General features: G+C 63.8%; 33 protein-coding genes. 22 read left to right on the forward strand and 11 right to left on the reverse strand.

Annotation, left to right across the window (positions count from 1 at the left end; genetic code table 11):
- The first annotated feature begins 317 nt into the window (after positions 1-317).
- A complete protein-coding gene (locus tag IWX88_RS00005) occupies positions 318-620 on the forward strand; it encodes a hypothetical protein (protein ID WP_196826376.1) in 303 nt (100 codons plus the stop codon).
- Positions 621-696: 76 nt separating this feature from the next.
- On the opposite strand, the gene IWX88_RS00010 is transcribed toward IWX88_RS00005, so the two are convergent.
- Both IWX88_RS00010 and upp read right to left on the reverse strand, forming a co-directional pair.
- Complete coding sequence (locus tag IWX88_RS00010; RefSeq protein WP_196826377.1) at positions 697-1479, reverse strand: winged helix-turn-helix domain-containing protein; 783 nt, start codon at positions 1477-1479, stop codon at positions 697-699.
- A gap of 350 nt (positions 1480-1829) precedes the next feature.
- Positions 1830-2462 carry a uracil phosphoribosyltransferase gene (gene upp / locus IWX88_RS00015; RefSeq protein WP_196826378.1) on the reverse strand — a complete coding sequence of 211 codons (633 nt, stop codon included), beginning with the start codon at positions 2460-2462 and terminating at the stop codon, positions 1830-1832.
- A gap of 50 nt (positions 2463-2512) precedes the next feature.
- Between upp and IWX88_RS00020 the strand changes: the two genes are divergently transcribed.
- Entirely contained in the window at positions 2513-2977 is a 465-nt protein-coding gene (locus tag IWX88_RS00020) for a nucleoside deaminase (protein ID WP_370568110.1), read from the forward strand.
- A gap of 20 nt (positions 2978-2997) precedes the next feature.
- Here the strand turns inward: IWX88_RS00020 and IWX88_RS00025 are convergent, their stop codons facing one another.
- Positions 2998-3684 (reverse strand): glutamine amidotransferase, encoded by a 687-nt coding sequence (locus IWX88_RS00025; RefSeq protein WP_196826379.1) that lies wholly within the window; start codon positions 3682-3684, stop codon positions 2998-3000.
- A gap of 2 nt (positions 3685-3686) precedes the next feature.
- Positions 3687-4649, reverse strand: coding sequence for a cation diffusion facilitator family transporter (locus tag IWX88_RS00030; protein WP_196826380.1), 963 nt, complete (start codon positions 4647-4649; stop codon positions 3687-3689).
- A 23-nt stretch (positions 4650-4672) separates the two neighbouring features.
- Between IWX88_RS00030 and proC the strand changes: the two genes are divergently transcribed.
- Entirely contained in the window at positions 4673-5497 is an 825-nt protein-coding gene (proC, locus tag IWX88_RS00035; RefSeq protein WP_196826381.1) for a pyrroline-5-carboxylate reductase, read from the forward strand.
- Positions 5498-5605: 108 nt separating this feature from the next.
- Here proC and IWX88_RS00040 read toward each other — a convergent pair whose 3' ends face one another.
- Positions 5606-6277 carry a TrkA family potassium uptake protein gene (locus IWX88_RS00040; RefSeq protein WP_196826382.1) on the reverse strand — a complete coding sequence of 224 codons (672 nt, stop codon included), beginning with the start codon at positions 6275-6277 and terminating at the stop codon, positions 5606-5608.
- The gene (locus tag IWX88_RS00045; protein WP_196826383.1) at positions 6270-7694 is read right to left on the reverse strand and encodes a TrkH family potassium uptake protein; all 1425 of its coding nucleotides are present in this window, start codon (positions 7692-7694) and stop codon (positions 6270-6272) included. The genes IWX88_RS00040 and IWX88_RS00045 overlap by 8 nt, the downstream gene beginning before the upstream one ends.
- A 59-nt stretch (positions 7695-7753) precedes the next feature.
- On the opposite strand from IWX88_RS00045, the gene IWX88_RS00050 reads away from it, so the two are divergent.
- The 5 genes from IWX88_RS00050 (at position 7754) to IWX88_RS00070 (ending at position 9679) form a co-directional block, all read left to right on the forward strand.
- Positions 7754-8287 carry a helix-turn-helix transcriptional regulator gene (locus IWX88_RS00050; RefSeq protein ID WP_196826384.1) on the forward strand — a complete coding sequence of 178 codons (534 nt, stop codon included), beginning with the start codon at positions 7754-7756 and terminating at the stop codon, positions 8285-8287.
- A gap of 219 nt (positions 8288-8506) precedes the next feature.
- Positions 8507-8701 carry a helix-turn-helix domain-containing protein gene (locus IWX88_RS00055; protein ID WP_196826385.1) on the forward strand — a complete coding sequence of 65 codons (195 nt, stop codon included), beginning with the start codon at positions 8507-8509 and terminating at the stop codon, positions 8699-8701.
- 148 nt (positions 8702-8849) lie between these two features.
- On the forward strand, positions 8850-8948 hold the full coding sequence (locus IWX88_RS00060) for a 30S ribosomal protein bS22 (protein ID WP_003792170.1): 99 nt from the start codon (positions 8850-8852) through the stop codon (positions 8946-8948).
- Positions 8949-9109: 161 nt separating this feature from the next.
- Positions 9110-9376: a glutaredoxin family protein gene (locus IWX88_RS00065; RefSeq protein ID WP_196826386.1), complete on the forward strand. Its 267-nt coding sequence runs from the start codon at positions 9110-9112 to the stop codon at positions 9374-9376.
- A 3-nt stretch (positions 9377-9379) separates the two neighbouring features.
- On the forward strand, positions 9380-9679 hold the full coding sequence (locus IWX88_RS00070) for a Dabb family protein (protein ID WP_196826387.1): 300 nt from the start codon (positions 9380-9382) through the stop codon (positions 9677-9679).
- A gap of 50 nt (positions 9680-9729) precedes the next feature.
- On the opposite strand, the gene IWX88_RS00075 is transcribed toward IWX88_RS00070, so the two are convergent.
- Positions 9730-10290, reverse strand: coding sequence for a hypothetical protein (locus IWX88_RS00075; RefSeq protein ID WP_196826388.1), 561 nt, complete (start codon positions 10288-10290; stop codon positions 9730-9732).
- Positions 10291-10570: 280 nt separating this feature from the next.
- Here IWX88_RS00075 and IWX88_RS00080 point away from each other — a divergent pair, with 280 nt between their 5' ends.
- From IWX88_RS00080 to ccsB, 5 genes are read left to right on the forward strand one after another with little or no spacing between them, the layout of a single operon-like run.
- Positions 10571-11209 carry a histidine phosphatase family protein gene (locus IWX88_RS00080; RefSeq protein WP_196826389.1) on the forward strand — a complete coding sequence of 213 codons (639 nt, stop codon included), beginning with the start codon at positions 10571-10573 and terminating at the stop codon, positions 11207-11209.
- Positions 11206-11802: a TlpA family protein disulfide reductase gene (locus IWX88_RS00085; RefSeq protein ID WP_370568111.1), complete on the forward strand. Its 597-nt coding sequence runs from the start codon at positions 11206-11208 to the stop codon at positions 11800-11802. The genes IWX88_RS00080 and IWX88_RS00085 overlap by 4 nt, the downstream gene beginning before the upstream one ends.
- Positions 11802-12557 (forward strand): cytochrome c biogenesis CcdA family protein, encoded by a 756-nt coding sequence (locus tag IWX88_RS00090; RefSeq protein WP_196826390.1) that lies wholly within the window; start codon positions 11802-11804, stop codon positions 12555-12557. Before IWX88_RS00085 ends, IWX88_RS00090 begins: the two co-directional genes overlap by 1 nt.
- The gene (locus IWX88_RS00095) at positions 12541-14226 is read left to right on the forward strand and encodes a cytochrome c biogenesis protein ResB (RefSeq protein WP_196826391.1); all 1686 of its coding nucleotides are present in this window, start codon (positions 12541-12543) and stop codon (positions 14224-14226) included. Before IWX88_RS00090 ends, IWX88_RS00095 begins: the two co-directional genes overlap by 17 nt.
- Positions 14226-15191 (forward strand): c-type cytochrome biogenesis protein CcsB, encoded by a 966-nt coding sequence (ccsB, locus tag IWX88_RS00100; RefSeq protein WP_370568172.1) that lies wholly within the window; start codon positions 14226-14228, stop codon positions 15189-15191. Before IWX88_RS00095 ends, ccsB begins: the two co-directional genes overlap by 1 nt.
- Positions 15192-15228: 37 nt before the next feature.
- On the opposite strand, the gene IWX88_RS00105 is transcribed toward ccsB, so the two are convergent.
- Positions 15229-15762: a MarR family winged helix-turn-helix transcriptional regulator gene (locus IWX88_RS00105; RefSeq protein WP_196826392.1), complete on the reverse strand. Its 534-nt coding sequence runs from the start codon at positions 15760-15762 to the stop codon at positions 15229-15231.
- Between the two features lie 145 nt (positions 15763-15907).
- The gene (locus IWX88_RS00110; protein ID WP_196826393.1) at positions 15908-16891 is read right to left on the reverse strand and encodes an o-succinylbenzoate synthase; all 984 of its coding nucleotides are present in this window, start codon (positions 16889-16891) and stop codon (positions 15908-15910) included.
- 149 nt (positions 16892-17040) lie between these two features.
- Here IWX88_RS00110 and IWX88_RS00115 point away from each other — a divergent pair, with 149 nt between their 5' ends.
- From IWX88_RS00115 to IWX88_RS00130, 4 genes are all read left to right on the forward strand, one after another.
- On the forward strand, positions 17041-17325 hold the full coding sequence (locus IWX88_RS00115) for a Fe-S cluster assembly protein HesB (protein WP_196826394.1): 285 nt from the start codon (positions 17041-17043) through the stop codon (positions 17323-17325).
- A gap of 48 nt (positions 17326-17373) precedes the next feature.
- Positions 17374-17742 carry a hypothetical protein gene (locus IWX88_RS00120; protein WP_196826395.1) on the forward strand — a complete coding sequence of 123 codons (369 nt, stop codon included), beginning with the start codon at positions 17374-17376 and terminating at the stop codon, positions 17740-17742.
- Entirely contained in the window at positions 17739-18911 is a 1173-nt protein-coding gene (locus tag IWX88_RS00125; protein ID WP_196826396.1) for an AMP-binding protein, read from the forward strand. The genes IWX88_RS00120 and IWX88_RS00125 overlap by 4 nt, the downstream gene beginning before the upstream one ends.
- Before the next feature lie 73 nt (positions 18912-18984).
- Entirely contained in the window at positions 18985-19923 is a 939-nt protein-coding gene (locus IWX88_RS00130; RefSeq protein WP_196827716.1) for a 1,4-dihydroxy-2-naphthoate polyprenyltransferase, read from the forward strand.
- Positions 19924-19962: 39 nt separating this feature from the next.
- Here IWX88_RS00130 and IWX88_RS00135 read toward each other — a convergent pair whose 3' ends face one another.
- Positions 19963-20229, reverse strand: a complete 267-nt coding sequence (locus tag IWX88_RS00135) for a DUF4229 domain-containing protein (RefSeq protein ID WP_370568112.1) — start codon at positions 20227-20229, stop codon at positions 19963-19965.
- Positions 20230-20300: 71 nt separating this feature from the next.
- On the opposite strand from IWX88_RS00135, the gene IWX88_RS00140 reads away from it, so the two are divergent.
- From IWX88_RS00140 to IWX88_RS00150, 3 genes are read left to right on the forward strand one after another with little or no spacing between them, the layout of a single operon-like run.
- Positions 20301-20657, forward strand: a complete 357-nt coding sequence (locus tag IWX88_RS00140) for a PLDc N-terminal domain-containing protein (protein WP_196826398.1) — start codon at positions 20301-20303, stop codon at positions 20655-20657.
- Positions 20658-20707: 50 nt separating this feature from the next.
- The gene (gene menD, locus IWX88_RS00145) at positions 20708-22357 is read left to right on the forward strand and encodes a 2-succinyl-5-enolpyruvyl-6-hydroxy-3-cyclohexene-1-carboxylic-acid synthase (RefSeq protein ID WP_196826399.1); all 1650 of its coding nucleotides are present in this window, start codon (positions 20708-20710) and stop codon (positions 22355-22357) included.
- 31 nt (positions 22358-22388) lie between these two features.
- A complete protein-coding gene (locus IWX88_RS00150; protein WP_196826400.1) occupies positions 22389-23240 on the forward strand; it encodes a polyphosphate kinase 2 family protein in 852 nt (283 codons plus the stop codon).
- Positions 23241-23246: 6 nt separating this feature from the next.
- Here the strand turns inward: IWX88_RS00150 and IWX88_RS00155 are convergent, their stop codons facing one another.
- Positions 23247-24473, reverse strand: a complete 1227-nt coding sequence (locus tag IWX88_RS00155) for an isochorismate synthase MenF (RefSeq protein ID WP_196827718.1) — start codon at positions 24471-24473, stop codon at positions 23247-23249.
- Positions 24474-24575: 102 nt separating this feature from the next.
- On the opposite strand from IWX88_RS00155, the gene IWX88_RS00160 reads away from it, so the two are divergent.
- Positions 24576-25388: a class I SAM-dependent methyltransferase gene (locus IWX88_RS00160; protein ID WP_370568113.1), complete on the forward strand. Its 813-nt coding sequence runs from the start codon at positions 24576-24578 to the stop codon at positions 25386-25388.
- Between the two features lie 36 nt (positions 25389-25424).
- Positions 25425-26507, forward strand: coding sequence for a polyprenyl synthetase family protein (locus IWX88_RS00165; protein WP_196826401.1), 1083 nt, complete (start codon positions 25425-25427; stop codon positions 26505-26507).
- The last annotated feature ends 45 nt before the right edge of the window (positions 26508-26552 follow it).

Here is a 26552-nt window from a genome sequence, read left to right on the forward strand (position 1 = left end):
CAAAACGCCAACCGAACAGCCAACGGCGAAACAGGTCTTGCCATCGAAAATACCCACTAGAACTCAGGGTGTTGCACTCACCACCTGAATTCGCCGCGCTTCGGTCGCAAGATCTTTGCCGGCCGCTATAAACCCGCGTATTTTCCTGGCGTATTGCTCATTGTTGCAATCTGAGGGCATAGCGTCACACGCTCACACCGACGGAGCGACGTTCGGGTGATCTTGGAAGCACCCAGTCGAAACCCGTTGAGCATCCGTGATCCCGTTTCACAATTGGGCTTGCAGTCTATTTACCTTCATGCGCGAGAATGAGGGTCATGTCCCAGAAAATCGATGCAGCGCTCAAGGATCTGATCAAGGCCCTCCGCAAGCACGCGGAGGCCGTCGGAGGCAGCCACGTCTCACTCAAAAGATCCCAGAGGACCGCGGCGAAATTGCAGATTGCCGCGTCGGCCTACGCCGCAGCAGTGTACTCCAGGACTGGGCTGGACAGTCCATTCAGCGACGTGGTTAGCCCCGGTTTGGAGAACGTGACGCTCAATTCCCTCCTTGCCGAGCGCGACTGGCTGGCGAGCCACTCGAAGAAGGCGAAACCCGACGCGCCAACGCCTGCCCTCTAACTCGCTCCCAGAGCAGTCCCACTGTGAGAACAGCCCGCGATCGTGTAGCGCAGCCCACCGTTAGTGCGGGTCAGTCTTAGAACAGATCGGGGCTCGGAGTTCCGGTGTGGCGGATGGCGACATCCGCATGCCGATCAAAACGGTAGCCCACCCCACGCACCGTGCGCACGATGTCTTCGTAGGCTCCGAGCTTCGAGCGCAAACGGCGAACGTGAACATCGATGGTGCGTTCGTTGGGGGTCTCGTCATCGCCCGCTGACCACAGTGATGAGATGAGCTCGGCGCGGTCGATGGTGCGGCCTTCACGAAGCACGAGATACTGCAACAGCTCGAACTCTTTATAGGTGACGGCAGCGGGTTCGTCATCGAGCACGACACGCTTGCGGGAGAGGTCGATCACCACACCCCCGCGGGTCTTTTCCGTCGGCTCGGGCTGCTGGCGATGCTTGGCCAGGGCAGAGGGATCCTGCAGCGCAAGCCGCACGACCTCCACATCACGCCCACCGGCACCCTGTGGTGCGAGTGCAACCGCGGCGTAGGTCTCGGAGGAGGGTACAAGATTCTTCGCGAGACCGCGCAGCGCCTCGACGATACTTCCGAGGTCGGTTCCTGCGGCCGCGGCCTTCAACTCGTCGACTCCCACGTACAGCACAAAGCCGCGTGCCTCGGTGCCTCCGGGAACGGCGCGGATGCGCACGGGAGCATCCGGCAGCGCGGCAGCGGGTGCTGCGGAGAGGGGTATTGCTCCTACGGGTGTGAGGCTGCGCCCAGAAGACGGGTGGTCGAGATCGATGGTTGCAAGAGACGTGGTTGCAAGAGACGTGGTTGCAAGAGACGTGGTTGCGAGAGACAGAGACATGGGTCGAGAATCCTTGAGAGGGGTGAAGGGCCTCTAATGATGAGGGTGTGATCCTTCGGGATACTTCAGGTGATGCACTACGGGGTGTCGCTCGCTATGAGGAGCGCACATCCGGGGATTCTCGACTCGTAACGAGCAGAATCCGACTCAGGGGTGGACCGTCAGGCACACATTCGACAACACGCCACCACGCTGGAGCATCCGGATGCCGCACGGGCGGCCGGAGCAAGCGTGGAGAACGACATATTCCAACTATCTGGCAGTGGTCGGCCAAAAGTCAAGCCAGCCCGCAGGATCCGCAGCTAGTTGTGCAGCAGGATCCGCAGCGAGATCTTCCGCTAGATGCGCAGCTAGACCAAACCGTAGAGGCGATCTCCTGCGTCTCCGAGGCCGGGCACGATGTACCCCAACTCGTTGAGCATGTCGTCAACCGCGCCGAGCACGATCGTCACCTCACGACCCTCCATCGCGGCCTCGACCGCGGCGAGACCCTCCGGTGCGGCAATGAGGCAGACCGCCGTGACATCCACCGCACCGCGGGCGAGCAGAAAGTTTATGGCCGCGATGAGCGAACCACCGGTGGCCAGCATCGGGTCGAGTACGAAGCACTGGCGGTTGGAGAGATCCTCGGGGAGGCGCTCGGCGTAGGTTGTGGGCTGCAGGGTCTCTTCGTCGCGCACCATCCCGAGAAAGCCGACTTCGGCCGTGGGGATCAGCTTGACCATGCCTTCGAGCATGCCGAGACCGGCTCGGAGAATAGGAACGACGAGTGGCCGTGGGTGGCTGATGGCGAGGCCGGTGGCGGTGGCAACTGGCGTCTGCACGGTCACTGTTTCGACCCGCACATTGCGGGTCGCCTCGTAGGCCAGCAGGGTCATGAGCTCTTCGGCGAGGGCCCGAAAGGTGGGTGACGGCGTGTTCTTATCACGCAGCACGGTGAGCTTGTGAGTGATGAGCGGGTGGTCGGCTACGTGTACTCGCATAGGCTTAATCTAGCCGAGGACCGAGCTGGGCGAGAGGAGTGTGTGCCGTGATGGCCGTGCCCGAGATTTATCGCACGCGGATGCTCGAGGCCCTCGCACACGCGACGCTGGCTCTCGAGCACGGTGATGTTCCCGTCGCGGCGCTCGTGCTCGACGCCTCCGGGGCTGTGATCGGAGCGGGGCGCAACGAGCGCGAGCTGCGCCAGGACCCGACAGCCCACGCCGAGATTCTGGCGCTGCAGTCCGCCGCTGCTGCAACAGGGGATTGGCATCTCACCAACACGACACTGATTGTGACCCTCGAGCCCTGTGCGATGTGCGCCGGGGCGATTCTGGCGGCGCGAGTGCCGGTGGTCGTTTTTGGAGCCTGGGATCCCAAAGCCGGCGCAGCCGGATCGGTTTACGACCTGCTTCGTGACCGGCGGATGCCGCACCGCGTGGAAGTGTATGCGGGCGTCGAACAAGAGCGGTGCGCTGCAATCCTGCTCGACTTCTTCGAGGGTAAGCGCGGCTGACGGCCCGCTACCGCAACCGGCTACAGGGCTCCAAGCCATTCGCTGAACATCGCAGCGGACGCCGCCTGCATCGCGCGCCCTTTCGTGAGGGCATCCCGGCGCAGGTCGTCGGGGTCAATCTCGAGTCCGGCCAGTTCGGGGAGCCCGTCGAGTACCCAGCGTTCGTGCATGTCGGCGGTGAGCTCCGGATGAAACTGAACCGCAAGCGCATAGTCGCCAAGAGCGAAGGCCTCATTGCTGTACGCGCTCGAACTCGCCAACCGTACTGCCCCGCTCGGCAGTGCGAAGGTGTCGCCGTGCCATTGCATCACCGGCACCCCGACAACATGCCTCAGCGGCGAGTCGAGGCCGGCTTCGGTCGGAGTCACTTCGCGGAACCCGATCTCTACGGTCGAACCCCTGCGCACAGTTTCACCGAGCGCCTCCGCCATCAGTTGCGCGCCGAGGCAGATACCGAGAGTGGGTCGTTCGGCCGTGAGTCGGTCGCGGAGATACTTCACCTCGTCGACGAGATAGGGATGCGCCTCCTTTTCGTAGACGCCCATATCGCCGCCGAGCACCACGACCAGATCCGGCTCCGGGTGATCGTGCAGTGACTCCGTCGCGACATCCACGTAGCGGATCTCGTAGCCGTGATCGCGCAGCACCGCCTCCAAATTGCCCAGATGTGCAATCTCAAGGTGCCGCAGAACAAGGGCGAGTGGCATGCTCAGTCCGCCGCTCGAATGATGATCGCCTCGGTCGAGGGGTTGCCCTCGCCGGGCGCGACGTAGACGTCGGGCTCGATATAGATGATCCGGGCGATGGGAACCTCGGCCCGCACGCGTGCCTCGAGGGAGTTGATTGCTGCCGCGACCTCCGCGAGCTTCATCTTCGTGGGAAAGGCGACCTTCGCTGCGACCAGCAACTCCTCCGGTCCGAGGTACAGGGTCTTCATGTGGATGAGGGACTCGACATCGGAATCGGCGTTGATCGCATCGCGGATCCGCTCCGTGTCACCGGCCGACGCCCCTTCGCCGACGAGCAGGCTCTTGGTCTCGATGCCGAGCACGATCGCCACAAGCACGAGCAACACTCCGATGCAGATGGTGCCGATCGCATCCCACACCCCGTTGCCGGTGATGATCGTCAGCATCACGCCGAGGAAGGCGAACACGAGGCCGGCGAGAGCGGCGACATCCTCCAACAGCACGACCGGGAGTTCGGGTGCCTTAGCGCGGCGGATAAAGGTGATCCAGCTGTCTTTACCGCGAACGCGATTTGACTCGCGCATCGCAGTGCGCAGCGAGAAGCCCTCGAGCACCATCGCGATGAGCAGCACGACAATGGGAATCCAGACGTTCTCGAGCGGGTGCGGATGCTGGATCTTATCCACGCCCTCGTAGAGCGAGAAGACACCGCCGACGGTGAACAGGATGATAGAGACGACGAAGGCGTAGACGTAGCGCTCTCGACCGAAGCCGAACGGATGGTCGGCATTCGCCCTCTTCTTCGAGACCCGACCCCCGCGCAGCAGCAGCACCTGGTTGCCGGTGTCTGCCAGGGAGTGCACTGCCTCACCGAGCATCGAGCTCGACCCGGAAACCGCCCAGGCAATGAACTTGGCCACGGCGATACCGAGGTTCGCGGTCAGTGCCGCGACAATCGCGCGATTACTGCCTTCGGTACTCATGCGCTCAATCCTAGGATGATGTGATGAGCACCCTTCCAACCATCGCGATTATCGGAGCCGGTTCGATGGGCGTGGCGATCCTCAGCGGACTGCTCGCACCTTCGGTCACCGTCGAGGGCGGCATCCGCGTCACCAATCGCACCGAGGCCAAGGCTGCGGCTCTGAGATCGGATACCGTCGCCTCGTATGCCCTCGAGAACGATCCTGGCGCGAATATCACTGCCGTCACCGGAGCGCGAATCGTGATCATCGGGGTCAAACCGGCGATGGTATCTGACCTGCTGCGCGAGATCGGCCCGGCGCTCGCCGAGGACGCCATCGTGGTGAGTGTGGCTGCCGGAGTGACCATCTCGACCATGGAGGCGTTGGTGGCACAGGTCGTGCTGAGAGCCATGCCGAACACGCCAGCCCTGGTGGGCAGGGGTGTCACCGGCGTCAGTCCGGGATCGCGCGCGACACCGGAGGATGTCGCACTCGCGCTCACCGTGTTCGATACGGTCGGGCAGGTGCTCGAGATCCCCGAGTCGAAGATCGACGCGCTCAGCACCATTTCGGGATCCGGCCCCGCCTACGTCTTCTACCTGATCGAGCAGTTGACCAAGACGGCGGTCGCACTCGGTTTCACCTGGCAGGAAGCCGCGACCATGGTAAACGGCACCTTCCTTGGTGCCGCCGAACTGCTCGAGGCATCCGGCGAGGAGCCCGCGGAGTTGCGCCGTCGAGTCACCAGTCCGAAGGGCACGACCGAGCGCGCGATCTGGGAACTCGAAAAGGCTGATCTCTCGGCCGTCTTCGACCGGGCAACGGCCGCGGCACTAGCGCGGGCCAAGGAGCTTGCTGCCGGGTAGGGCCCGCTGGTCGAGTAGCGCGGGTTGCCGCAGATATTGAAACCCGGCTGCGCGTATCGAACCCCGCCGCGCGTATCCAGCCCTCGCCGCGCGGTGCACGACCGCCCGCTAGGCCTGAAGGTTCGCGAAACGCTCGATGTTGGCCGAGTTGCCGCTCACGATGATGAGGTCCTGGTCGGAGACCACGGTGTCGGGAGTGGCATAGGTGAACTCCTGGCCGGGCGATTTCACGCCGACGACCGTGATCCGAAACTTTTTGCGCACACCTGACTCGGAGAGCGGAACACCCCGGATCGGCTGTGGCGGATGCATTTTCACGATCACAAAATCATCGTCGAATTCGATGAAGTCGAGCATCCGTCCGGAGACCAGGTGAGCGGCCCTTTCCCCGGCCTCGGCCTCCGGGAAGACCACGTGATGCGCTCCGATCCTCTGAAGAATTGTGCCGTGTGACTTGCTGATCGCCTTCGCCCAGATCTGCGGGATCCCCAGGTCCACCAGGTTTGCGGTTATCAAGACGCTGGCTTCGATCGAAGAGCCCACCGCGACGATCGCGATTGAAAAGTCCTGCGCTCCGATCTGCCGCAGCGCGTCGATGTTGCGGGCATCCGCCTGAACGGCGTGGGTCACGACCTCTGACCAGGTCTGCACGAGTTGAGCGTCGTCGTCGATCACGAGCACATCGCGATCAAGCCTCGTGAGTTCCCCGGCGGTCGCGGCGCCGAAGCGACCGAGTCCGATCACTAGCACGGCGGCGTCCGCCGCAATTGGATCAGCCAACGATGGGCCTCTCTTCCGCTCGGTGGAACAGCTGGCGACGGGTGCTCGCTGCGAGGGCTGCGGCGAGAGTCACTGTACCAACGCGCCCAAGGAACATCGTGGTTGCCAGCACATACACCGCTGAGTCCGGAAGGTTGGCGGTAAGCCCAGCGGAGAGGCCACAGGTGGCGAATGCGGAGACCACTTCGAACAGCACGAAGTCGAGGCGCTCCCCCGTGAGTTGAAGAACAACGATGGTGGCAATGGCGACAGTGGTGGCACCCCAGAGCAGCACACTCACGGCGATTCGCACCACGTCCGTCGGGATGCGGCGCTCGAATGCCTCGACTTCGCTTTTGCCGCGCGCTTCGGCGAAGGCAGCGAGGAACAATACCGCGAGGGTCGTCACTTTGATGCCGCCTGCGGTGGAGGCCGAGCCGCCTCCGATGAACATGAGAATGTCGGTGACGAGGAGGCTCGACCCGTTGAGCTCGCTGATGTCGATGGTCGCGAAGCCGCCCGACCGGGTCATCACCGAGAGGAAAAATGACTGAAGTATCCGCTGTCCGCCGTCAAGGCTGCCGAAGGTGCGTGGATTGCTGAACTCAAGCCCGAAATAGGTGGCGGCTCCGAGAACGAGAAGGATCCCGCTCGTGACCAGGGTGAGCTTGGCATGAAGGGACCAGCGCCGTGGTGTGCGAAGAGAGCGGGAGAGCACGTAGATCACCGGGAAGCCGATGCTGCCGAGCAGCACGCCGACCATGAGCACCCCGAGAAACCAGATGTCTTGTGCGTAAGGGGCGAGACCGGTCGCGATGGGAACGAAGCCGGTGTTGGTGAATGCCATCGCCGCAAAATAAATCGACTGCCAGATCGCGTCGGGGAGGGCGACCCCGCCGAGCAGAATGCGCGGAAGCAGCGCAAGTGCGATCACCGCTTCGATCACGAGCGTGCTGATGGCGACAGTGGCGAGCAACCCTCCGATCTCCCCCAGCCGCACGGCCTGCCCCTCGGCGACCGGGCCGCGCTGAATTCGTAGCGGATTACTGTCGCTCGCGGCCATCAGCTTCGCCCTCAAGCCGACCTTGCGGGAGATCACGAGCCCCAGGATGGACGCGAGAGTGAGCGCGCCGACGCCGCCGATCTGCACGCCAATAAGCACGACACCGTTGCCAAATACGCTCCAGTTCGTCGCCATATCCACCGTGGAGAGACCGGTGACGCAGATCACTGAGACCGCGGTGAATAACGCGTCGGCAAAACTGGTTCCGGATGGCGCGGCCGTAGCGATTGGCAGCGACAGCAGCAGCGTGAAGACGGCGATCAGCGCGATGAATACGCCAACGGCGAAGCGTGCGGGCGAGGCGAGAACGAATCTCCGAAAGGATCCGGAGGCTCCACCGAAGCGCACGCCGCGCTCATCCGATCTGGTGGCCATCGATCCCCTCGCAACAGGATGACATGGTACCCGTGTGCCGTGCCCGGTAGCCTGTTGGGATGGCTGATATTTTCGATGTCGTCGCCGATGCGACCCGACGTGACCTCCTCCAGGTGCTGCTCGACCGGTACACAGCTTCCGACATCACTCGCGGGCGGGCTAATGCAGGCGAGATCAGCGTCGGAGAGATCGTTGAGAAGCTCGGGCTGAGCCAGCCGACGGTGTCGAAGCACCTCAAGGTGCTGCGCGACCACGATCTGGTTACCGTGCGCGAGGAGGGCCAGCACCGCTATTACAGCCTCGACACCAGCCCGCTAGAAGATCTCGAGGACTGGCTCATTCCCTACCTCAGCGCGGATTTCGATAGTGGCAGCGATGACGGTTCGACGGTGTTTGCGGCGTGGTCGGGCGCGCAGGTGCCGAAGCCGTTCCGGCGCGCGGCAGAGACGCTGCAGCATCCCACTGATGCGGGCACTGCGATCGGTCGGCGAGCCGCCGAGGCGAGCATCCGACTGCAGGATGCCCAGCACGACCTCGAGCGCCGAGTGATCGAACCGATCAAGAAGAAGCTTGCACGGCAGAGCGATCGATAGGCGTGCGTTGGATAGGCGTGCATCCGATAGGCGTGCGTTCGATAGGCCGGTGTGCGTTGGGCGTGCGTTCGATAGGCGTGCGAAAAGGCGCCCGCCCGAACGGGGATGTTGCCAGCGAGTCACATTAGCCCCTACAGTTACCGCTTAGCACTCCAGTAACACAGGCGATCGAGTGTGTCTGTTCCCAATATCGCTGGAACCTGACAAGGAGTACCCGACATGGCACGCGATCTCTCTGAGGTGCGTTTTCTCACGGTGGCGGAAGTCGCCGACATGATGCGGGTCTCAAAAATGACGGTCTACCGGCTTGTGCACTCCGGAGAATTGCCTGCCATCCGCTTCGGTCGTTCCTTCCGGGTTCCGGAGTCCGCTGTCGTCGCAGCCATCGACACAACGATCTCCGACGTCGGATAGCCCGCTTTCGGCAGGGTTCGCTCTTCGCGCGGTGGCCTGCGATAGCCCGGTTAGCAGGGCGAGACCCGGGCGGCTAAGCTAACGGAAGGTATTTTTTCCGCGGTTCTGATTGGACCCGGTCGTCGTCCGAACAATAGTTGAGGTCTTTATGGGTTCAGTAATCAAGAAGCGTCGCAAGCGTATGGCGAAGAAGAAGCACCGCAAGCTGCTTCGTAAGACCCGTCACCAGCGCCGCAACAAGAAGTAGCGCCGCACCAAGATCCTCCCTCCGGCACCGCCTCGACCAGGGCGTTGCCGGAACACCAAGCGCCAAGCCCTCCAGCTTGGCTCTTCGTTTTTGCTCCTGGACGCAACGCAGTTCGCACGCACCCCATGCGCCGCACCAGACAACGCCGATACTGTTGTCAGGTGTCCACGGCAATCATCACCCTGATCGGCAAACCGGGCTGTCACCTGTGCGACGCAGCCCGCGAGACGATCACCGCTGTCGTGCAGCAGCTCGATTCCGAGGCATCCGCTCCCACCGTCACGGTGGAGGAGCTCTCGATCCTTGAAGATGCTGCCCTGCTTGATCGCTACGCGGACGAGATTCCGGTCGTGCTCATCAACGGGCGCGTGCACAATATCTGGCGCGTCGACCCCGCTCGATTGCGCGCCGCCCTAATGGAGGTCTAAAAAATGCTCATACACGTCGTCTCATGGAAGATCGCGGATGCCGCAGGTCCCGAAGGCCAGCAAAAGATCGCGTCGATCGTCGCGGGGCTCGAATCGCTGGTTGGCGCTGTGCCATCGATCCGCTCCTTGCGCGTCGGGCCGAGTGTCGTCACCGGCCCGAACCACTGGGATCTCGGCCTGGTCGTGGAATTTAACGACGAGGTGGGGCTCGAGGCCTACCAGGTTCACCCCGAGCACCAAAAAGTGGGGGCACAGATCCGCTTGCTGGTCAGCGGGCAGGCTGTGGTCGATTTCTTGGTTTAACGCTCTGGTCTGGCTTTCCCCGGGCTGGTGATGACCGGGCTAGCCACTGATCAGCGGTTCTTTGCAGCGGCTTCCGCTTCGAGGCGCGAATCGTAGACAGGCTCGTCCAGCACATACACGAGGTCTTCGTTGGGAGCCACGAGCAGTAGGTCGGTCTCTTCGTCTGCGGCCTGGAAGTCGGCTGACACCAGCAACTCCCGGTTGAGATGCACGGTGAGGATGCCGCTACCCGTCTCGAGTGACGCCACCTCGAGTGCGCTCACCGGCTTGCCGCCGGCCCGTTCGAGTAACGCAGAAACTGCGGCCCCCACCCCCGCACCCGCGGCGAGAAAAGCTTTTTCATCGATGACCGTGTAGTCGTAGCGGGTGCGCACGGTGAAGGTCAGCTCCTCCGCGTCATCCTCTTCCGCGTCATCCTCATCGTCGTAGAGATCGTCGAGTGCTTCGCCGTAGGCACCCACCGCCTCCCAGAGCTCGCGGTCGACCTCGACCGCAGCATCATCCTGGTCGGTGCCGGCGGCGAGTAGCGCGATGTGATTCTCGAGAATCGTCTGCAACTCCCGGCCGGCTTCGATCGCGGCCGCGCGGGGGTCAGGGGAGTCGTTGTTCATGGAGGTCACGGTACCAGTGCTCGAGGCGCACGGCGCGAATGCCTGCGGCGGGCCTTGGCGCCTGCGTGGCCTCGCCTCGACCTCGCGCCTCGACTGCGGCCATCCGCTGCCTGATTCCGGGCGATTGCGGACATTCCGGGCTGGCACGCCGGCCCGGAGTGACCGAACTGGCCCAGTATTGCAGCAGGCAGGCAGGCAGGCAGGCAGGCAGGCAGGCAGCAGCAGCAGCCCGACCCCCCTCACGGGAATCCCGCAGCACCGCAAAACGTAGAATAGAACAGTGGCTGCAACACTGATTCACCTCGTTCGGCATGGCGAGGTCTACAACCCGAAGGGCATTCTTTACGGGCGGCTTCCGGGCTACCATCTTTCGGAGCTCGGGCACCGGATGGCCGCGGCCGCGGCTGGCGAGCTCGCCGGGCATCCCATCACGGCCTTGTATGCCAGCCCATTGCAGCGCGCGCAGGAATCCGCCGCTCCCTGGAGCGCCTCATTCGGACTCGACATCGTCACCGATGAGCGCCTGATCGAGCCGACCAATCGGTTCGAAGGGGAGAAGTTCGAGTTCGGACCGGCCGTTCTCACCAAGCCGCGTGTCTGGCGCTGGGTGCTCAATCCCTGGAAGCCGAGCTGGGGCGAGCCCTACGTGAGCGTGATCGACCGCATGATGAGCGTGATCGGCGATGCCTGGAATGCCGCGGATGGCGGTGAGGTCGTCATGGTGAGCCATCAGATGCCCATCGTGATGGTGCAGCGATTCGTCGCCGGCGCCAAGCCATTCCACGACCCTCGCCACCGCCGCTGCCACCTGTCGAGCATCACAACGCTCCGCAAAGAGGGCGATCGTTTCGTGGAGGTCTGCTACCAGGATCCCGCTGCAGAACTGCTCGCCGCGTCAATCGACACAGGTGCCGTGTGAGAGCGCGCACAGCCATCGCACTGATCGCCGTAACACTCTCCGGGATACTCGTCCTGAGCGGCTGCTCAACCGATTCCCTCGCCAAGGACTACGGAAGTGGCGGCACCAATTTCACCGACAATTCGGGTCTCCCCGTGGTGATTTCTGCTGCCAAGCGCATCGCGGCCATCGATTTCACCGGCACGACAGTGGATGGCAAGACCCTCACGGCATCCGAGCCCCGCGGGCCGGTGACCGTCGTCAATTTCTGGTACGCGAACTGCGCGCCCTGTCGCGCCGAGGCACCTTTTCTGCAGGGGCTGTATGAGAAATACCAGGCCGACGGAGTGAAGTTCATCGGCGTCAACATCTTCGATCAGCCGGAAGGTGCGCTGTCGTTCGAGAAGAATTACGGGATCACCTATCCCTCGGTGATGGATGTCGACAGCGGTGCCGCGAGGATCGCCTTCGCCGGTGCGGTGGCCCCGACCGCCACTCCCACGACCTTCGTGCTGGATGCCAAGGGCCGCATCGCCGCCCGCATCGTCGGTCAGCTCGAATCGCAATCGATCCTGAACACGCTCATCTCCGACACGCTTGCCGAGAGCAAGTAATGGATATCCGCAATCTGATCCTGGACGGTAACCTCGCCCTCGCGCTGCCGATCGCGCTGCTGGCCGGCCTGGTCGCATTCGCGTCGCCGTGCGTGCTTCCTCTCGTGCCCGGGTATCTCGCCTACATCGGCGGATTCGCTGGCAGCGCGGAGAAGAATATCCGCGGTGCACGCCAGCGCGGGCGGCTACTCACGGGAGTTGCACTGTTCGTGCTCGGGTTCAGCGTCGTCTTCATCGCCCTCAATGTGGTGGCGGCGGCCGCTGGTGCCCTGCTGATTCCGTGGCTGGGGCTGATCACCCGCATCGCCGGCGGGCTGCTCATCCTGATGGGGCTCGTGTTCATCGGGCAGTTCACTTTCCTGCAGCGCGACTTCAAGCCGCAGTGGCGCACCACCACCGGTCTCGCCGGAGCGCCGCTGCTCGGCATCGTGTTCGGTCTCGGCTGGGCTCCGTGCATCGGTCCGACCCTCGCTGCGGTGCTCTCCTTCAGCATGGGGAGCGGAAATGCCTGGCGGGGAGTGCTGCTCGGTGTGGTCTACTGCATCGGCCTCGGTATCCCGTTCCTGCTCGTTGCGCTCGGTCTCAACTGGGTTACCGGCTCCGTCGCGTGGCTCAAGCGGCACATCCGGGTTATCAATATCGCGGGCGGTTCATTCCTGATCCTGATCGGACTGCTCATGGTCTCCGGCATCTGGCAGATTCTGATCAACCAGCTCCAGGGGGCGGTGATCGGCAACTTTGTCCCGGCCCTCTGATCACATCGACTCCCCGGCGCCCTCGACTCGCGAAAGCATCTCCCAGCCGAAGCTCGGCCCGATTGGCTACATCCGCTTCTTCTGGCGTCAGCTCACAAGCATGCGCACCGCGCTATTCCTGCTGCTGCTGCTTGCGATCGCCGCGGTGCCCGGATCTGTCTTTCCGCAGCGCAGCTCCGACCCTAACGGGGTGACTCAGTACTTCGCCAACAATGCGAGCGCGGCTCCCGTGCTCGACAAGCTCCAGCTCTTTGACGTCTACACCTCTGCCTGGTTCTCGGCCATCTACCTGCTCCTGTTCATCTCGTTGATCGGGTGTGTCATCCCGCGCACGATCCATCACGCGAAGGCGCTCACCTCGCCACCCCCGAAGACTCCGGCACGCCTCGAGCGGCTTGGTTCGTTCAGTGCCTTCGAAATCGAAGCGGATGCTGCTGGCTCGACCCTCACTTCGGCCTCTGCCGTCGATTCCGGCCGTGCGGTGCTGCGCAGGGCGGGATATCGGGTCAAGCTGTTTGACGGCCGAGGCCTCGATGGACCGGAGTTCTCCGCCTCCGCGGAGCGTGGATACCTGCGCGAGACCGGCAACTTGGTTTTCCACATCTCGCTGATCGGTATCCTCGTCGCCGTGGGAATCGGGGGCGGCGTCGGGTACACCGGCAATAAGGTGCTGGTTACCGGGCAGGCGTTTGCCAATGTGCGCCTCACCTTCGACTCCTTCACCAAGGGGCGGTTCTTCACCGACAGCGACCTGCAGCCCTACCGACTGAAACTCGATAAGTTCGCCGTGAACTACGAGGAGAAGAACCGCAACGCCCTCGGCCAGCCGATCGACTACACGGCCGACGTCACCACCTTCGATGCTTCGGGCACGGCGACCAAAGCGGTGATCAAGGTCAACGACCCGTTGCGCATCGGTGGCAACAATGTCTACCTCCTCGGAAACGGCTACGCCCCCTGGATCACCGTCAAGAATCCGGCGGGTAAGACCGTCTACTCCGAGCCGGTGCCCTTTCTCGCCCAGGACGCCAACCTCACCTCACTCGGCATCATCAAGGTGCCTGACGGACTCGCCTCCCAAGTGGGTATGCGGGCATTCTTCTACCCGACTGCGAATGAGAATGCGGATGGCGTGCTCGGCTCGGTCTACCCCGACCTGCGCAATCCAGTGCTTTCCCTCGTCGTGTTCACGGGGGATCTCGGCATCAATGCGGGCGTGCCCAAGTCTGTCTATGTGCTCGACACCGACAAGATGACGCCACTGGCTGGCCCAGGCACCGCCGACGGCACGATGGCACTTCGCTTGAAGCCGGGGGAGAGTGCGCAGATCCCCGGCGGCCTCGGATCCGTCACCTTCGAAAATAAGGCGCCAGCATCTGATGGCGCGGATCTGTCGCAGAGCGTGCAGCGCTTCGCCTCGTTTGACGTGCACCGCGATCCGACCCAGGGCTGGGTGCTGTTCTTCGCCATCACCGTGCTCGCTGGGCTGCTCACCTCGCTGTTCATCCCCCGCCGCCGCCTGTGGATCAAGGTGGTCGAGCTTGCAGGAGGCCGACTGCGGATCGAATACGCGGGCCTCGCTCGCGGGGAGGATCCGACCCTGGACGCTGCCGTCGCAGCCATCGCCCAGCGTCACTCACAGCAACTCGGGCTTAGGCTAAATTCGTGATATCCGCTGCCCTTGCGTCCTACTCCCTCACCGCGATCTACTCTGCGATGGGCGTCTACCTGTTCGCCTTTATCGCCTTCACCCTCGACCTGGCGAAGCGCTCTGCCGAGAGCCCGCTAGCGACCGTGAATTCCGCTGCGCGCGTGGGACAGATGACTCGGGTTGGGGGCACGGCAGTTCTCGATCGCGAACCTGTGGTCGCTGCTCCGCAGCGGGCCTCGAACCGGTTCGAGCGGGCTGCGTTTGCACTGACCATCCTCGGCTGGGTGCTTCATGTCATCGGCACAGTGCTGCGTGGTGTTGCAGCCAACCGTGTGCCGTGGGCCAACATGTTCGAGTTCTCGCTCACCGCATCCGCAATCATCGTCGGGGTCTTCATCGCCATTCAGGCGTGGCAGAACCTGCGCTTCCTCGGCGCATACATCACCGGCTTCTGCCTCATCGTGCTCGGCTTTGGCACCGTCGGCTTCTACGTGAACGTGGTGCCGCTTCCGCCGGCACTGCAGTCGTACTGGCTCGTGATCCACGTGTTCGTCGCGACTCTCGGCACGGCATTCTTCGCCATTGGCGCTGGCTTGTCCCTCGTGCAACTGATTCAAGCGCGCCGCGAGGCGAAGAGTATCGCAGGGCTCAAATTCCTGGATACGATGCCGGATGCCGAGAAGCTCGAGACGCTCGCCTACCGGGTGATCGTGGTCGGTTTCATATTCTGGACCTTCACCCTCATGGCTGGTGCCATCTGGGCCGAGCACGCCTGGGGACGCTACTGGGGATGGGACACGAAGGAGGTCTGGACCTTCATCATCTGGACCATCTTCGCCGGATACCTCCACGCACGGGCGACACGAGGCTGGCGCGGCGCGCGATCCGCCTACCTCGCCATCGTCGGTTTTGCCGCAGTGATGTTCAATTTCACCATCGTGAACCTGTTCTTCAAGGGCCTGCACGCCTATAGCGGACTGTAAACCGGGCTGTGAACCCGGGCCGAGCACTGCGGCCAGTTCAGTCGTCTGGGGCCAGTACAGCGGCGCAGACGGCAAGGTCAGTACGAAAGCGTGCACGGCGTTTGTCCGGTATCGCCGCGAGCATGCGCTTCTCGACAGAGCGGGTGACCACGTTGGCGGAGTTGAGAGCTTCGCGGCCCTCAGCGGTGAGCTTTGTCGGCAGCGCTCTGCCCTGTGGTGCGATTTCGGGCCGGGTCACCAACCCGCGATCCTGCAGCCCGCGCAGTACGAGGTTCATCGATTGTCGGCTTACGAATGCGCCTCTGGCGAGTTCGGAACTCGACAGTCCGGGGCTGCGCCCGAGCAGTTCGAGGCACGCATGCTGGGCAGTGGAGAGGTCGAGCGGCCGCAAAGCCTCGGCCATCGCACCGCGAAGCGATGCTGCCGCATGACGGAGGACGTAGGTCAATGCCTCGTCGAGCACTCCGATTTGGTGTGCACGAGCGTCAGACTTGTTCGGTGCGTCTTGTTCGGCGGCGGCAAGAGACTTGGCGTCGGAGTGACTTTTTGATTTCTTGCCGTGTTTTGCCATGTCAGCAGTCTGACACCATGGCCCGTTCCGGTCTAGAGGAGAGTCCTGTTAGCTGGGTGCCGGATGGGCGCGGTTCAGCATTGGCGGAGGGCGTTCACCCCGGTGGATGAAAACTGAGTTCAGTCCCCTTCTCGGCCGCTAAAAGCTAGGGTGCGCTCAGCAGTGCGAGGCAGCGCTCGAGGCGCGCATTCCACCACTGCACTCGATCGGCATCCGCGGCGAAGCGGTCGAGCAGGGCGGCATCCGGAGTCACCCGGCGCACATCCACGAGCCCGCGCTCGGCGACGAGCGAATCGATCATGATGTCCGAGCTGAGCAGACTCACCGTGGCAAGCCCGCAGTCGTAGGCCAGTTCGGGGATTGCGGCGGCAAGATGAGCGCCCATCGAGATGCCGACCGAAGTCTCGAGGGCGCTCGAGACGACGATGGGCAGGCGTGCAGCATCCACGATCCGCAGCGCGGCACGGATGCCTCCGAGCGGCTGTGCCTTGATCACCAGCAGGTCCGCGGCCTTCGCGGTCACGACTTCGAGCGGATCTGCGGCCTTGCGCACACTCTCATCGGCGGCAATCGGCAGCCCCATGTACTTGACTCGACTGCGGATGTCGGCGAGCTCATCCACTGTGGCGCACGGCTGTTCGACGTATTCCAGGTCGCTTGGGGCGAGGGCATGGATCGCGTGCTCCGCCTCATCCACATTCCACCCGCCGTTGGCATCCAACCGGATGCGCCCCTCCGGCCCGAGATACCGACGCGCGGCGGCGACCCTGGCGACATCATCGCTGAGTTGTTGCCCAGGCTCGGCGACTTTGACCTTGACAGTGCGGCAGCCGGGGAATCGGTCGAGGATCTCCCGCACGGCATCCGGAGCCACGGCGGGCAGGGTGGCATTCACCCGGATCTGGCTGCGAAAGAGCGCGGGCGCCTGGAGCCATCCGAAATCAATCGCCGCTGCCAGCCAGGCGGATGCTTCGGCATCACCGTATTCGAGGAACGGCGAGAATTCGGTCCAGCCAGCCGGACCCTCGAACAGCATCACCTCACGATGCTCAATGCCGCGAAACCGCTGGCGTAATGGCAGCGTGACGACACGTGCACAGGAGAGCATGTCAGGCAGCGTTGGCAACATGTCTCCAGTCTGTCGTAATGCGCGGCAATGACTGTGCTCGACTTTCCGGGAGGTGGGAGGACCCTCCGTGTCTGGGCGCGGGGGTTGTGCTCAGCACCGAAGTGCGGAAGCGTGGCCGACTTCCATTCGCACTATCGAAAGGACTTCTCATGCTTACACTCACCGATTCCGCGTCCACCGTTGTCAAGACGCTCATCGAGCGCACTCCTGATGCAGCGGATGCCGCGCTGCGCATCAGTGCCTCCGAGGCTGGCGCAACCGATCTATCGCTCGCTGTCGCAAACCAAGCCGAACCGAATGACACCGTGATCGAGAGCGCGGGTGCGAAGGTCTATCTCGAGCAGAACGCTGCACTGGTGCTTATCGACAAGGTGCTCGATGCCCAAATCGACGACGAAGGTTCTGTGCGTTTCTCCATCGACATTCAGAAGTAGCCTGCCGCCGCCGTCGTTTGAGCGAGCTGGCTCGATTAGCCTTAACCCATGTCACTGGACTCGGCTACGGTCTTTCCCGAGTCGTTGCGACCAGAGAGAGCTCGTTGGCCCTTACAGCGTGCCGGGATCTCGGGCCTACTGCTCGCACTCAGTGCCGTGCTGCTCGAAGTACTGGCAATCGGCATCGGCAGTGCTCGCACCAGTGCTGGCGGCAGTGGGACCGCGTGGATCACCGCCACGGTGATCGCTTGGGTGGTCATCAGCATGCAGGCCGTCTCATTCACGCTTGGCTCGGTCGCGATCTTCAGGGGTCGCGGCCAGGCCCGACGCTTCGGGGCTGCCGCCGTCCTGGTGAGCCTGCTCACCAATCCGCTGCTGTTGATTGCGCTGTTCTCGCTGCTGCGGGACACCCCATGAGCCGCGAGTTGAGGGTGATCCCAGACGCCGTTCCTGCCGCTGCGCTCGTCGCCATTCGGGAGGCTCTTGCAGGCGGGCCCGCGATCCTGCCAGGAAATCCGCGCACCTACCCTCCGCAGACCGGCCTTCCGCAGACCGGCCTTCCGCCCACCGTCGAACAGCGCGTCGCGGTTGTGATCGAGACAAGCGGGACAACCGGTGTGCCGAAACGCGTTGCGCTCAGCGCCGATGCGCTACTGGCAAGCGCCGCGGCATCCGAATCAGCCCTCGGCGGCCCCGGGCAGTGGATGCTCGCGCTGCCGACCCACTACATCGCCGGCATCAACGTGCTCGTGCGCTCGATCGCCGCGGGGTCTGAGCCGCTGTTTTTCGGCGGCGGCCGTTTTGACGCGATGGAGTTCGCCGCGGCATCCCGCGCGATGGATGCTCCACTGCGGTTCACCTCGCTGGTTCCTGCCCAACTCGCCAGACTCGTGGATGCCGCAGATGACGACCTCGACCTGCTCGCTGCGGTGCGGCGATTCGACCGCATCCTGGTGGGAGGTCAGGCCACCCCACCCGCTCTGATCGCGCGAGCCATCGAACTCGGTCTCAACGTCACGCGAACCTACGGATCAAGTGAGACGTGCGGAGGATGCGTCTACGACGGCATCCCGATCGGCACCGCAGTGGCACGCATCGTCGACGGGCAGGTCGAACTCGCCGGGCCAATGCTCGCCGAGGGTTACCTTGGCGATCCCGCTTTGACGGATGCCGCCTTCGTCGCACGAGACGGCGTGCGCTGGTACCGCACCGGTGACAGCGGCGAGGTCGTCGACGGAGTACTACGGGTGACCGGGCGGCTCGACAACGTGATCATCTCCGGAGGTGAGAAGGTGTCCCTTGATGCGATCGAACGGGTCGTTCGTGCCATCGACGGTCTTGCGGATGCCGTGGCCGTGAGATCCCCGAGCGGCGAGTGGGGGGAAGTGCCCGTGATCTTTACTTCCGGGCACGCAACCCTTGCCGAGGTGAAGGCGACCGTGGTCGCGGCCCTGGGGCGGGCATCCGCCCCGGTTGCCCTGGTGAGAGTGGAAAGCGTGCCCCAGTTACCCAACGGCAAACCCGACCGAAGGGCACTCACCGAATTCGCGGCAGCACGGGGTGGGCATCCCGGCACCGGTCGGTAGAATCGCACGCGTGGCTAACCCAGGAAGACCCGTCCAGAAGCGCGTCGATCCGCGCAGCGTGAATGACCGCAGCATGGGCAACGTCAGCACCAAGAGCGGTCGCCCGGGCGGCAAGCTGCCGAGGGTCGTTATTCGCAAGGCCACCGCTCGTGACTGGATCGGTGGGGCGCGGCTGCGAACACTCCCCTTGGCGATCGCGCCAGTTGCGCTCGGTACCGGTGCGGCGCAGCTTCTTTCGGACGGCGGCTGGCACTGGGTACGGGCACTGCTCGCCCTCGCCGTAGCAGTGTGTCTCCAGATCGGTGTCAACTTCGCCAACGACTATTCAGACGGGGTTCGCGGCACCGATAAGAATCGTGTTGGCCCCTCGCGGCTCACCGGGTCAGGCGCCGCCAGACCCCGCACCGTGCTCACCGTTGCGCTGGTCTTTTTCGCCCTCGGCGGGCTGGCCGGCCTCGCCTTGACGATCACAACGGGCTACTACTGGCTGCTCGCCGTTGGCGCGGTCAGCATCGTCGCCGCCTACCTCTACACCGGCGGCACTCGGCCCTATGGCTACAACGGTCTCGGCGAACTCTTCGTCTTCGTATTCTTCGGACTCGTCGCCACTGCCGGCACCACTTTCACCCAGGTGGGCACCGTCAATGTCGAGAGTTGGCTCGGAGCTGTCGCGGCCGGATTTTTCGCCTGCGCGGTGCTGATGGTCAACAACATCCGGGATATCGCCCAGGACACGCTCTCGGGCAAGCGCACCCTCGCGGTGCTCGTCGGCAATCGTGCCGCGCGCATCCTGTTCGCCGTCTTTGTCGCAATCCCGTATGTGATCCTGATCTTCTTCGCGATCTTCTACGTGAAAGCGCCGCTCGTGTACTTCTCGCTGCTGTCGGGGTTGCCCGCTGTCGTGATTACCCTCACCGGCAGGACCGCGCCCGAATTCATCCTCGCGCTCAAGCTCACAAGCTTCACCGCTCTGGTGTTCGGCGTGACGCTGGCTGCGGCGATCGCGTTCTAGGCACCACGATCAATGCGAAGGGGTGAAAAACGGATGGGATCAGCGCGGCTCGTCGAAACGATCGAGTGCCTCGTTCTCGACGTCGTTGTCGCGATCCCGGTCCTTGTTCGCCCGCAGATTGCCGATGCTGGTCGACACCGCCTCACGCTGCTTGCGCAGGAAGATGTACGACACGCAGAATCCGATAGCTGCCGCACCGATGGCCGACACGATCACGTTCAGCCCGGTCGACAGCAGTACTGCGAGCGCCACGGCGAAGGTGCCAACCCTGATGAGGGAGAAGACGATCCACTGGCGCGAGTACACGTTGTCAAGTCTAGGCATCTGCGCCTGAACGCTCATGCTCTGCTTGCAGGATCCCGGCTTAGGCTCTATACATGGCCAGGTTCTACGTGATACTCACAGTGCTTTTCGTGGCATTCACGATCTTCTCCCTCATCGATTGCATCCGCACCGAACAGTCTCGGGTGCGCGCGCTCCCGAAGGCCCTCTGGGCAGTGCTGATTGTGCTTCTGACTCCCTTCAGCGGCATCCTGTGGTTCGCCCTCGGCAAGGAGCGGTCGGGGCGAGCGCCGGTTTCGGCCTCCAGAGGTGGTGGGCCGAAAGCTCCGGATGACGACCCGGAATTCCTGCGCCAGCTGGGTGCGGACACCCAGCGCGATGAGCGCATCCGCGAGTTGGAAGCGCGTCTGGCCGAATTGGATGACGACCAAAACAACTCGACAAGCAAGTGAGCAGCCCGGCTGCTGACCAGGCTCCCGTCAGCACAGCCGCTGCTGGAGCGATGTCTGAAAGTAACGCCGCTACCTTGTTTTCGGTTGCCCTGATCGGTGAACTCATCGGCAGGGGTATGCGCGACATCGTGCTGTGTCCCGGTGCCCGGTCGCAAGCGCTCGCCTTGGCCGCCGCCGCCTGGGAGCACGACGGGCGGGTTCGACTTCGGGTGCGAATCGATGAGCGGGTCGCTGGCTTCCTTGCCCTCGGTATCGCCGTGGAGACCGGGCTTCCGGTCGCGATCATCACGACCTCGGGAACGGCAGTTGCCAACCTGCACCCCGCGGTGCTTGAAGCGCATCACTCCGGCGTTCCCCTCCTGCTACTGACTGCGGATCGCCCGGCCGAGCTTCGCGGCATCGGAGCCAACCAGACCACCGATCAGCTGGGAATCTTCGGAAGCTCGGTTGGTTGGGTGCGGGACGTGCCGCCGCCGGTGGATGTGTCTGGCGCAGAGTCGCTGGCGCGCGAGGCTTTCGCAGCCGCATCCGGTACGCCCGGCCCGGTGCAGCTCAACCTCGCGTTCCGTGAGCCACTGTCGGGAACTATCGAGGCACTTCCCCCGCTCCCGGTCTACGACATCACCGCGGGCTCGGCTCTTCCGCCACGTCAGATCGAGCACGCCCCGCACACGGTTGTCATAGCCGGGCATGACGCCGGCCCCGATGCGGAGGCCTTCGCGCGGTCGCTCGGGGTGCCGCTGCTCGCCGAGGTCTCGAGCGGATCGCATTACGGCCCGAACCTCGTCGTCGCCTATCGGCGGTTGCTCGACGACCCTGAGTTCGGCGGACTAATCGAGCGCGCGGTCGTGTTCGGACATCCCACGCTCAGTCGCCAGATACCAGCCATGCTCAGCCGCTCGAACGTGGTCGTGCACGTCGTGCGCGGTGTCACCGCTCACGCCTACAACCCCGGCCATCGTGCTGCGACCATCGATGAGTCAGTGGTCCATGACGGGGAATCAGACGAGTCCCCAGCCGCACGGGCATGGCTCGGCAGCTGGGTTCATGCCAGTCGCGGCATGCTCGCCCTCGAATTGGCACCGGCCTCGAACGTTCCAGAGCGTGCAGGGGATTTTGCTCGCGAACAGCTCGCCGTATTCCGGGAGCCGGTGACCCGACGCATGCTCGTGGAGGCAGTCTGGCGCGTGACCTGGCCACACGACCGGCTCGTGCTCGGGGCATCCCGGCTCATTCGTGAGGCAGACACCTATGTTTCGGGCAAGCGCATCCGCGTGCACGCCAACCGTGGGCTCGCAGGTATCGACGGAACAATTGCGACGGCCACCGGGATCGCACTTTCGAGCCAGGATGCCGAGGGCGGCGGCGCATCCGGAATCACCCGCGTGCTCGTTGGTGACCTGACCGCGCTGTACGACGTCGGTGCACTGCTGTTCGGCCGAGGCGAGGTGAGGCCGCGAATTCAGGTGGTGGTGGGCAACGACGGCGGTGGCACTATCTTCGACGGGCTCGATGTCGCCGCGACGGCTCCGGCAGTCTTCTTCGATCGGGTGCAATACACGCCGCAGTCTGTGGACCTGCGAGCGCTGGCGGCTGCGTACGGGTGGGAGTATCGTGTGGCGCGAAACCGGGGCGAGCTGGATGAGGCGCTCGCCGCGTCCGAGGCCCCGACGCTTGTCGAGGTGGTACTGCCTCGCTGAGTGTTGCAGACCCGCGAGTAGCATCTGGCCTATGGCGAAAACTGCATGGTCCGAGGATCCGGGAGCCCTCCTGAAAGTGGGTGCCGGTTTCTCGCTCGCGAGCGTCGATTCGTCGTCGACACCCGGTCTCGACTGCGACAAAGCCGGCGGCAAGGCACTGCTCGATGAGGGCCATGCCGAGCTGGGTGATTTGCAGGAGCGGTTATGGGCGGAGAGTCGGTTCGGCGGCATCCGCTCAGTGCTGCTTGTGCTCCAGGCGATGGACACCGCTGGCAAGGGCGGCATTGTCGAGCACGTCGTCGGGGGCGTCGATCCACAGGGTGTCGCGGTGCACGCCTTCAAGAAACCGACGCTGGAGGAGCTCTCGCACGACTTTCTCTGGCGGATTCGCACACGGCTGCCGGCCCCGGGATTGCTTGGCGTTTTCGACCGTTCACACTACGAGGATGTACTTATCGCGCGGGTTCACAGCCTGGCTGACCCCGCAGTGATCGAGCAACGCTACGACGCGATCAACGACTTCGAGAAGCGGGTCGCTGCGAGCGGCACGACTATCGTCAAGGTGATGCTGCACATCAGTCCGGATGAACAGAAAGCCCGCCTCGCAGCCCGGCTCGCCGACCCGAAGAAGCATTGGAAGTTCAGTCCGGGTGACTTGGACGAGCGGGCATTCTGGGCACAGTACCAAGAGGCGTATCAGGTCGCGTTTGAGAAGACTTCGACGGCGGATGCTCCGTGGTTTGTGATCCCCGCAGATCACAAGTGGTACGCCCGAGTGGCGGTGCAACACCTGCTGCTCGACGCGCTTCGCGGGTTACGCCTCGACTGGCCGATCGCGCGGTACTCCGTATCGGAGCAACTGGCGCGGCTCGCTGACGGTTGATGCGCCTCAGTCCAGCGCCTCCACAAGGGGACGGAACTTCATCCGCGTCTCGAGCAGTTCCCGTTCGGGCACTGACTCGGCGACGATGCCGGCACCGGCATACGCCGTGATCCGACCGTCCGCTTCGAACTGAGCACTTCGCACTGCTACTGCCCACTCGCCGTTGCCATCCGCCCCCACCCAGCCGACTGGACCGGCGTACCGGCCGCGGTCGAATGGTTCGAGCTCGCCGATGACGCGCAGGGCATCCGTGGTCGGTGTTCCGGCAACGGCGGCGGTGGGATGCAGAGATCGAATCAGGTCCAGCGAAGTCGAACCGTCGATGAGATCCCCCTCGATATCACTCGCGAGATGCCAGACATTGGGCAGCTTGAGGGTGAATGGCATCTCGCTGGCCATAACGTTCGGACTGTGCGTTCGCAATGAGGCGAGCACATTTTGCACGGCGTACCGGTGCTCATCCTGGTCTTTGGTCGAGGTGGCGAGCGCGGTCGCCGCCTCTTCGTCCGATGCGGCGTCACACCCCCGGGCAGCGCTCCCGGCGAGAACTCGAGCGGTCACCGAGCCGGCATCCACGGTAACGAGGGTCTCCGGACTCGATCCGATGAAGCCATCGACGGCAAAGGTCCAGCAGTCAGGATAGCCGGCGGCGAGTGCATCGATGACCCGGCGGATGTCCGCGCCATCCGGTAGCCGACCTACCAGTTCGCGGGCCAGCACGACCTTGCTGATCTCTCGGGACTGGATGCGCAGCACGGCGGCTGCAACCGCGTCTCGGTAGTCGGCATCCGGCATTGTTCCCGGCTGGAGATCGACACGGTAGTTCGAACCCAGGGGGCGGATCGTCGGCAGGACCAACGGTTCGAGTTCTCCAACAGAGATGCGGGTCAGCCAGCTCTGACCCTTATCGCGACCGATGATGATCGACGGCACGATGAGAACGCTCGTCGTCGCCGAGGTGTCGGAGAAGGCAAAAGTGCCGAAGGCGAGCAGTCCCGTGCCGGTGCGGTTCAGCGGATCTGTCACGGCCGCAGCGGCACCGATATGTTGCCACGCGATCGCGGCATCCCGCAGGCGGTCGGGGCCCGAGAACTCGAGCCTGAGCGCTTCGCCATGCCCGGCAACACCGAATCCGCGGCGCATCCAGAGCAGCGGGTGCTGCGGCGCGAGGAGCGGAACAAGGGGGCCGAGATCGGCCGTCGCGGTTGTCTCAACTGTAAGCGATGGCACCATCGCACCATTGTCGAAAGGCCCGAGTGCGGTCACGGTGCCAACACTAGCTGGGCCTCGCTGAGAGCCGCAGATGCACAGGAACGCTGAACTAGACTTCTCGGCGTGGCAAAGGCAGATCTGACTAAGCAACCCAAAGAGGTCGCTGAGATGTTCGACGGGGTCGCTAAACACTACGATCGCACCAATGACGTCCTGTCAATGGGCAATTCGTTTATCTGGCGTCTCGCTACCACCCGTGCCGTCGCGCCTGTGGCGGGTGAGCGGATTCTCGACATCGCAGCGGGCACGGGGACGAGTTCCGCCGCGCTCGCCAAGAGCGGGGCCGACATCGTTGCCGCAGACTTCTCACCTGGAATGATCGAGGTCGGAAGGCAGAGGCATTCGACCATCACCTTCGTTGTCGCGGACGCGATGGATCTGCCATTCGCCGATGGCGAATTCGACGCAGTCACCGCGTCGTTCGGGCTCCGCAATGTGGAGGTACCCAAGCAGGCCCTCGCGGAGATGTATCGGGTGCTCAAACCCGGTGGTCGCCTCGTGATCTGCGAGTTCAGCACTCCGTCGCGAGCCATTTTCCGTGCGGGCTATGGTGCCTACATGCGCTACCTGATGCCGTCGATCGTGGGAGCGGCCAGCTCAAACCCAGAGGCCTACACCTACCTCGCCGACTCCATCCGGGAGTGGCCCGATCAGGTGACGCTGAGCCAGTGGATCCGGGGAGCGGGGTTCACCCGCGTTGCCTATCGCAACCTCACAGGTGGGGTAGTCGCCCTGCACCGCGGGCATAAGCCGGCTCGCATGGTCACCCGCCGTGCGGCGCGCAAAACAGCAGCGCCGAAGAAGCCGGTGATCGAAACTATCGTCGACACCGATGTCGTCACCAACCCGGACAACCCGTCGGCTACGAAGCCCTAGGGCTTCGTATCCGCCACCGATGGTAAGGCCGACTCCGTGACCCCCAGCGTGCCCATCACCCGACGCCGTGTCTCCCTCACTTCCGCGTTGGGACTCGGCGACAAGCTCTTCTCGTCCGCGGACGAGCGCAAGTTCGCCTCGGCGATCGATGACGGCCTCAACCAAGTCGAAACCGGGCTGCTCAACCAAGTCTCCTTCGCAGACGATCTGGCGGATGTCACCACCCGGTACCTGCTCAATGCGGGCGGCAAGCGGGTACGTCCCACCCTCGCGCTGCTGACCGCCCAGCTCGGTGCGGGAAATACTCCTGAGGTCGTGATCGCGGCGCAGGCCCTTGAGATCACGCACCTCGCGTCGCTGTATCACGACGATGTCATGGACGAGGCGGGCATGCGCCGCGGGGTCCCGAGCGCCCAGAATGTCTGGGGCAACTCGGTGGCTATCCTCACCGGCGACCTTCTGTTCGCGCGGGCGTCCAAGCTGATGTCCGGGCTCGGAGAACGCGCCATCATGCTGCAGGCCAACACTTTTGAGCGGCTCTGCCTCGGTCAGCTTCACGAGACCATTGGCCCGCGGATTGGCGAAGATCCAATCGACCACTACATTCAGGTGCTCGCCGACAAGACCGGCTCGCTCATCGCCGCTGCGGCGGAGATGGGGGTGATCTTCGGCAACGCTCCCGAGGAGTACCGCACCCCGGTCAAGGTATTCGGGGAGAAAATCGGCATCGCATTCCAGCTCATCGATGACGTGATCGACCTGTCGGGTGGCGAGGACGGGACGGGTAAAACACCCGGAACCGATTTGCGATCGGGAGTGGCCACGCTCCCACTGCTCTACCTGCGTGACCTCGCAAAAACCCACCTCGATGCCGCCGACTTGCTGACCCGCATCGAGCGCGATGTGAATGCGGCGAAGTATTCGCCCGAGAATCCGGATGAAGCGGAACTGGGCCGCGCAATCGCCCAGCTGCGCGGTCACCCGGTGACGCAGAAGACCCTCGACGAGGCTCACCGCTGGGCACGCGAGGCTGTCGAGGCGCTTGCACCGCTGCCCGATGGGCCGGTGAAGAAAGCCCTCACCCGCTTTGCGGACAGCGTCGTCGAACGCTCCAAGTAACCGCACCGCGCCGGTGGTCGTGATTTTCGTGATGCCCGCAGACGA

Origin of the sequence: Frigoribacterium sp. CG_9.8 (genome assembly GCF_015751965.1) — a bacterium.
In the GTDB taxonomy this organism is placed as follows: Bacteria; Actinomycetota; Actinomycetes; order Actinomycetales; family Microbacteriaceae; genus Lacisediminihabitans.

What these genes read in the sequence shown, in the direction of transcription:
- IWX88_RS00090 (WP_196826390.1), top strand. Translation starts at nt 11,802, where the DNA reads ATGGATATCCGCAATCTGATCCTGGACGGTAACCTCGCCCTCGCGCTG.
- IWX88_RS00025 (WP_196826379.1), bottom strand. Translation starts at nt 3,684, where the DNA reads ATGCCACTCGCCCTTGTTCTGCGGCACCTTGAGATTGCACATCTGGGC.
- IWX88_RS00045 (WP_196826383.1), bottom strand. Translation starts at nt 7,694, where the DNA reads ATGGCCACCAGATCGGATGAGCGCGGCGTGCGCTTCGGTGGAGCCTCC.
- IWX88_RS00120 (WP_196826395.1), top strand. Translation starts at nt 17,374, where the DNA reads ATGTCACTGGACTCGGCTACGGTCTTTCCCGAGTCGTTGCGACCAGAG.
- IWX88_RS00030 (WP_196826380.1), bottom strand. Translation starts at nt 4,649, where the DNA reads ATGAGTACCGAAGGCAGTAATCGCGCGATTGTCGCGGCACTGACCGCG.
- IWX88_RS00075 (WP_196826388.1), bottom strand. Translation starts at nt 10,290, where the DNA reads ATGAACAACGACTCCCCTGACCCCCGCGCGGCCGCGATCGAAGCCGGC.
- IWX88_RS00150 (WP_196826400.1), top strand. Translation starts at nt 22,389, where the DNA reads ATGGCGAAAACTGCATGGTCCGAGGATCCGGGAGCCCTCCTGAAAGTG.
- menD (WP_196826399.1), top strand. Translation starts at nt 20,708, where the DNA reads ATGTCTGAAAGTAACGCCGCTACCTTGTTTTCGGTTGCCCTGATCGGT.
- IWX88_RS00020 (WP_370568110.1), top strand. Translation starts at nt 2,513, where the DNA reads ATGGCCGTGCCCGAGATTTATCGCACGCGGATGCTCGAGGCCCTCGCA.
- IWX88_RS00060 (WP_003792170.1), top strand. Translation starts at nt 8,850, where the DNA reads ATGGGTTCAGTAATCAAGAAGCGTCGCAAGCGTATGGCGAAGAAGAAG.
- IWX88_RS00005 (WP_196826376.1), top strand. Translation starts at nt 318, where the DNA reads ATGTCCCAGAAAATCGATGCAGCGCTCAAGGATCTGATCAAGGCCCTC.
- IWX88_RS00010 (WP_196826377.1), bottom strand. Translation starts at nt 1,479, where the DNA reads ATGTCTCTGTCTCTCGCAACCACGTCTCTTGCAACCACGTCTCTTGCA.
- IWX88_RS00055 (WP_196826385.1), top strand. Translation starts at nt 8,507, where the DNA reads ATGGCACGCGATCTCTCTGAGGTGCGTTTTCTCACGGTGGCGGAAGTC.
- IWX88_RS00115 (WP_196826394.1), top strand. Translation starts at nt 17,041, where the DNA reads ATGCTTACACTCACCGATTCCGCGTCCACCGTTGTCAAGACGCTCATC.
- IWX88_RS00050 (WP_196826384.1), top strand. Translation starts at nt 7,754, where the DNA reads ATGGCTGATATTTTCGATGTCGTCGCCGATGCGACCCGACGTGACCTC.
- IWX88_RS00130 (WP_196827716.1), top strand. Translation starts at nt 18,985, where the DNA reads ATGGGCAACGTCAGCACCAAGAGCGGTCGCCCGGGCGGCAAGCTGCCG.
- IWX88_RS00125 (WP_196826396.1), top strand. Translation starts at nt 17,739, where the DNA reads ATGAGCCGCGAGTTGAGGGTGATCCCAGACGCCGTTCCTGCCGCTGCG.
- IWX88_RS00140 (WP_196826398.1), top strand. Translation starts at nt 20,301, where the DNA reads ATGGCCAGGTTCTACGTGATACTCACAGTGCTTTTCGTGGCATTCACG.
- IWX88_RS00110 (WP_196826393.1), bottom strand. Translation starts at nt 16,891, where the DNA reads ATGTTGCCAACGCTGCCTGACATGCTCTCCTGTGCACGTGTCGTCACG.
- IWX88_RS00105 (WP_196826392.1), bottom strand. Translation starts at nt 15,762, where the DNA reads ATGGCAAAACACGGCAAGAAATCAAAAAGTCACTCCGACGCCAAGTCT.
- proC (WP_196826381.1), top strand. Translation starts at nt 4,673, where the DNA reads ATGAGCACCCTTCCAACCATCGCGATTATCGGAGCCGGTTCGATGGGC.
- upp (WP_196826378.1), bottom strand. Translation starts at nt 2,462, where the DNA reads ATGCGAGTACACGTAGCCGACCACCCGCTCATCACTCACAAGCTCACC.
- IWX88_RS00155 (WP_196827718.1), bottom strand. Translation starts at nt 24,473, where the DNA reads ATGGTGCCATCGCTTACAGTTGAGACAACCGCGACGGCCGATCTCGGC.
- IWX88_RS00070 (WP_196826387.1), top strand. Translation starts at nt 9,380, where the DNA reads ATGCTCATACACGTCGTCTCATGGAAGATCGCGGATGCCGCAGGTCCC.